The following is a 4,825-nucleotide window of genomic DNA, read 5'->3' as shown; positions in this document are numbered from 1 at the left end:
GGGACGGTTTGCGTCCCGCTCACCCCCGCCGTGCGCCCGGGCGCCTATCCGCGGTGCAGGTAGGCCCGTTGCACGGTCTGCCGCACGGAGTTGCCCGCCGCGTCGCGAGCCGTCACTCTCAGTGTCACGTACGCGTCACCGCGTACGCGCGAGGGCCTCTTGACGGTGGCCTCGAACGCGTTGTGCCCGCGGTCCTTCACCGTCGCCCGGCTCCAGCTCGCGCCGTCGTCGTACGACGCCTCCACCTGGACGCTCACCCCGCGCGGCACGGCCAGTCCGTCCTGGGCGCGGACCGACAGCCCGACCGTGTGCGTACGGCCGGAGCGGACGGCGTTGTACGCGTCGACCGGGACGTCGTAGTCGAGCTGGAGCAACGGCAGGGGCGTCGCCGCGCCCGTACTGCCCGAGCGGAACGCCCAGGACGTCTCGGTGCCGGTCCCGTACACCCATTCACCGGACACCCGCGACGTCGTGAGGTCCAGCCGGTAGTCGGCCGCGCCGGACGGGACCTCGAAGTCCGCGTAGCCGCCGTCGGCCTCCGCGGTCTTCCGGCCGTTGCGGTACAGCACGGCGGCGGCCGAGTCGCCCTGCGCCGCGGCCGAGGTCCCGATGCCGCCGCCCCCTTCGAGCAGCCGCGACCGGTGACCGGCCTGCGAATCGGTGAACTCCGGGATCCGCAGGCTCAGTACGTCACCCGAGCGCACGGACGGTGCCGTGGTGCCGCGCGGGATCGACGGCCGGACGACGGCCCCCTGCCAGGTGTCGCTCGTCCGCTCGCCCGCCCGGTAGGTGCGCGCGGCGTCCGCCATACCGACGACCAGCGGGGTGTCCACGTCGAACGTGGTCTCGTGGTGGACGAAGTGCTTCCACTGGGTGTCACCGGAACTCACGTACTCGGTCCGGTCGAAGCCGGTCGGCACATAACGGGTGTACTGCAGCCAGGCGGTGTCCTGGTACGGCCGCCGTGCGAAGCGTTGCTCGGCGGCCCACCGCGCGCCGCCGTTGTCGGCGTACCTGGTCGTCACCACCGCGCTGTTGCGCTCGGACACCGTGTGCACGACCTTCTCGGGGACGCGCTGCGACGACACCTGCATGACGTCGTACAGATACGGGCTGCGGGCCGTGCCGGTGAGGGTCACCGTGGTCCGCCCCTTGCCGATCCGCTTCAGCAGGGCGGCTCCCGCCTTCGCGCCGATCCGGACGGTCGGTACGCCCCAGCGGTCGCCCTCCGGATGCCAGCGGGTCCACGCGATGTCGCTGAAGTGGACCAGCACGATGCCGCGTACTCCGGCGGCAGCCGCCTGCTCGGCCAGCTCCCGCTCGTTGACGTTCTGTTCGTTGGTGAGGACCGCGAGCTTCCCGCGGGCCCGGGCGAAGACCGGAGAGGCGGCGTCACCCGCGGCGACCGCCGTCAGGCGCGCTCCCTTGCCGGTGGTCGCCTTCTCGTCGAAGAGCGGCGAGGAGGGCATGTAGTAGGCGTCCGGCGTCTGTTCGGCGCCCTTGCCGCCCGACACCGCCATGTCGAGGAGCGGTGCGACGAGCTGCCAGCGCGAGGCGAACTCGAAGGTGCCGTCGGTGACGGTGGAGGTCGGACTCACGTACAGCCGCTTGCCCAGGTCGAAGTACATCGTGCCCTGGATCAGGCTGTGCCCGTCGATCTTTCGGTACGTCTGGTAGCTGAGGATGCCGCGCTGCTCGGCCGGCCGGGGCGTACGGATGTCGACCAGGGTCGTCCTGCGCTCGTCGAGCGTGACGGACATGTCCTTGGTGACCTTCACCTCGGGCAGGACCACATGCCGCAGCTCCTGTCCGTCGGCGACCGTGTCCAGCGACGAGTGGTCCAGCTGGTAGGTGCCCTCCTCGACCTCGGCGACGGCCGGCTCCGTGGCGCTGCCCGGGTCGGTGTAGCCCACGAAGCCGTCGCTGCCCCAGATCGTCGGCAGCGCCTCGATCTGCTTGCCCTTGAGGTCGACGGTCCTGACGCTGATCCGGTGGACCGGACCCTGCACGGCCAGGCTCACCGTGGTGTGCACGGTGACCTTCCCGTCGGCGGAGGCCGCGGTCACGTATCCGTAGTAGTCGCCCCGCTCCACCCGGGCCGGGTCGACCGTCAGCGGAACCTCCGCGGTGGCGCCCGCGGGCACACGCACCGAACCGGAGCCGAGCTTCACCGCCCCTTCCACCGGTGTGCGCCCGCCCGCCGTGGCCAGCCGGGCACCGAGCGCCAGCGTGACATCGGCACCCGAGGTGTTGGTGTACGTCAGCTTCGTCGTACGGGTCTCGCCGCCACCGGTCTGGAAGGGGCCCAGGGCCACCGTCCCCGTGGCGGTCACCGGACCCAGCGCCGCGGCGGCCACGTCGATGAGACCGCCGCCCTGCTCGGTGACCTCCTGTCCCGCGGCCGTACGGGCCGTGCTGACCAGCGCGTCCTTCAACTGCGCCGCGCTCCAGCCGGGATGCCGCTGGGCGAGCAGCGCGGCGGCGCCCGCCACATGCGGGGTCGCCATCGACGTACCGGAGGCCGCCACGTGCTGCGCGTCGACCGGGTCGCCCATGGTCGTGCCGGCCGCGCGGGCCGCCACGATGCCGACGCCGGGCGCCGTCACGTCGGGCTTGACCGCGTCGTCACCGGAGCGCGGGCCGCGGCTGGAGAACGGGGCGAGGGCGCCGGCGCGGTCGACCGCGCCGACGGTGAGGGCCGCGTCCGCGGCGCCGGGGGAGCCGATGGTGCTCATGCCCTGCTCGCCGCTGTTGCCCGCCGCGACGACGAACAACGTGCCCGTGCGCTCGGTGAGTTCGTTCAGTGCGAGGCTCATCGGGTCCGTGCCGTCGCTCGGACTGTCCGAGCCCAGGCTCATGTTGACGACCTTGGCACCCGAGGAGGCCGCCCACTCCATGCCGGCGATCACCTGGGACTCGCTGCCGTAGCCGTCGTCGCCGAGCACCTTGCCGACGAGCAGGTCGGCGCCCGGCGCGACCCCCTTGCCGCCCTTGCCGCCGGCGGACGCGGCCCCGCTGCCGCCGACGATGGACGCGACATGCGTGCCGTGCCCGAAGGCGTCCCCGGTGCCGGAACTCCCGGAGAAGTCCTTGGCCTCGGAGATGCGTCCGGCGAGATCGGGGTGGGACTGGTCCGCGCCGGTGTCCAGGACGGCGACCTTGACGGATTCGCCCCGCTGGCCGGCCTGCCACACGGCGGGCGCGCCGATCTGCGGGACGCTGCGGTCCAGCGAGGCGTTCACCCGGCCGTCGAGCCACACCCGTGGAGCGGCGGCGGCTTTGGCCGTGCTCACCGCGCCCTCGTCCGCGGCCAGTTGCTTCCAGAACCGGCCGAGGTCGTCCTCGGCGACCCGCACCGACCGCGCCCCGATGCTGTCCAGCCGGCGGACCGGCGATCCGTCCTCGGCGAGCGAGGTCAGCCGCCGGACGGCGGACTCCGCCGCGCCGTCCGCGCCCGCCACGATCAGCGGAAGCGCGTCGCTGTGCGCCTCGTCGTACCGCTGGGCGAGCAGCGCGCCCACGTCGAACAGCCCCCGGTCCAGGCGTCCCGCCGAGACCAGGTTCCCGGCGTCGGACGGCAGGACCGTCAGCCGTCCGTCCTGCTCGTAGGTCCGGAAGAGGATGTGCCGCCGCCCGGGTCCGGGCGTGACCGAGGCGGTCCGCCGTCCCTCGGAGTCGGCGGCCACGGTCACCCGGTCACCGGTGATCAGGCGCACGGTGCCGAGGCTCTTCGGCGCGGGAACGTCGGCCGCCGCCGTCGCCGTGGGCCCCGTACCGCCGCGAGCGGCCACCGGCGCCACCGCGCCGGCAGCCAGGGCGAGTCCTGTCGATATCGCCGCCAGCAGGCGAATCCGTCTCATGAGTGCCGTGCCTTCCGTCGTACGCACAGAGAAGTTCATGCGCTGGACAGAATCCGGTGGCACTCGATGTCATGTCACTCGATTCCGGTGGCACAGGTGGGACATGTCGCAACCACGACACCCGGCCGACCGCCTCGAAGGCCCCTCACCAGACCCCCGGTTCGCTCCCCACGACGGGCTCCGAGGACCTGCCGTCCACACCGACGGGGACCTCGCCCGCGAGCATCACCCGGTGCATGACCCGGGGATGGTCGACCTGCGCGGTGTCGCCCGGGGCGAGGTGGATGGTGGCCCGGTTGTCCCAGAAGGCCACGCTCCCCAGCTCCCAGCGGAACCGCACGGTGTACTCGGGCCGTGTCGCCTGCTCCACCAGCATCTCCAGCAGGGGCGCGCTCTCCATCCGGGACAGCCCGAGGATCTGCTCGACGTAGTAGCCGTTGACGAACAGCACGCGCTCGCCCGTCTCGGGATGCACCCGCACCAGCGGATGCTCGGTGGCGATCTGCCGGTCCAGCAGATGGCGTGCGTACGCGTCCTCGCCGGGCCGGGTCTGGTAGCCGACCCCGAGGCGGTGCTCGGCCCGCAGCCCGTCGAGGAAGCCCCGCAGCGGGGCCGAGAGACCGGCGTAGGCGGCGGCCAGGTTCGACCAGGTGGTGTCGCCGCCGTACGGGGGCACGGTCTCCGCGCGCAGGATCGTGGCCGCCGGCGGATCGACGCGGGCGCCGTGGTCGCAGTGCCAGCCGCGCAGCAGCGAGTGGCGGCGCCTGCGCAGCCACTCGTCGTGCTCCATGCCGTACCGCCCGCCGAGTTCCAGCCGGTCGGCCGTCGTCTCGATCTCCGGGACGTCGGCGGGTGACGCGCTGCCGCGCCTGCGCAGCCGGACCGGTGTGCCGAAGCGGCGGGCGAACGCCACGTGCGAGGCGTGGTCGAGGCGCTGTCCGCGGAAGAACACCACCTTCCAGCGC

The 4,825-nt window shown here is 73.0% G+C and carries 2 protein-coding genes; both read right to left on the bottom strand.

The window, feature by feature from the left end; all coding sequences use genetic code 11:
* Window positions 1-44 precede the first annotated feature (44 nt).
* Window positions 45-3,860, bottom strand: coding sequence for a S8 family serine peptidase (locus tag ACFWGJ_RS41970; protein WP_387334217.1), 3,816 nt, complete (start codon window positions 3,858-3,860; stop codon window positions 45-47).
* 145 nt (window positions 3,861-4,005) lie between these two features.
* Window positions 4,006-4,825 (bottom strand): TauD/TfdA dioxygenase family protein (locus ACFWGJ_RS41965; RefSeq protein WP_387334216.1); only part of this gene is annotated, 820 nt, incomplete at its 5' end.

Origin of the sequence: Streptomyces sp. NPDC060205, assembly GCF_042728395.1 — a bacterium.
In the GTDB taxonomy this organism is placed as follows: Bacteria; Actinomycetota; Actinomycetes; order Streptomycetales; family Streptomycetaceae; genus Streptomyces.
Note: the sequence above shows the minus strand (reverse complement) of the source record. Positions and strands in the feature narration are given on the sequence as shown.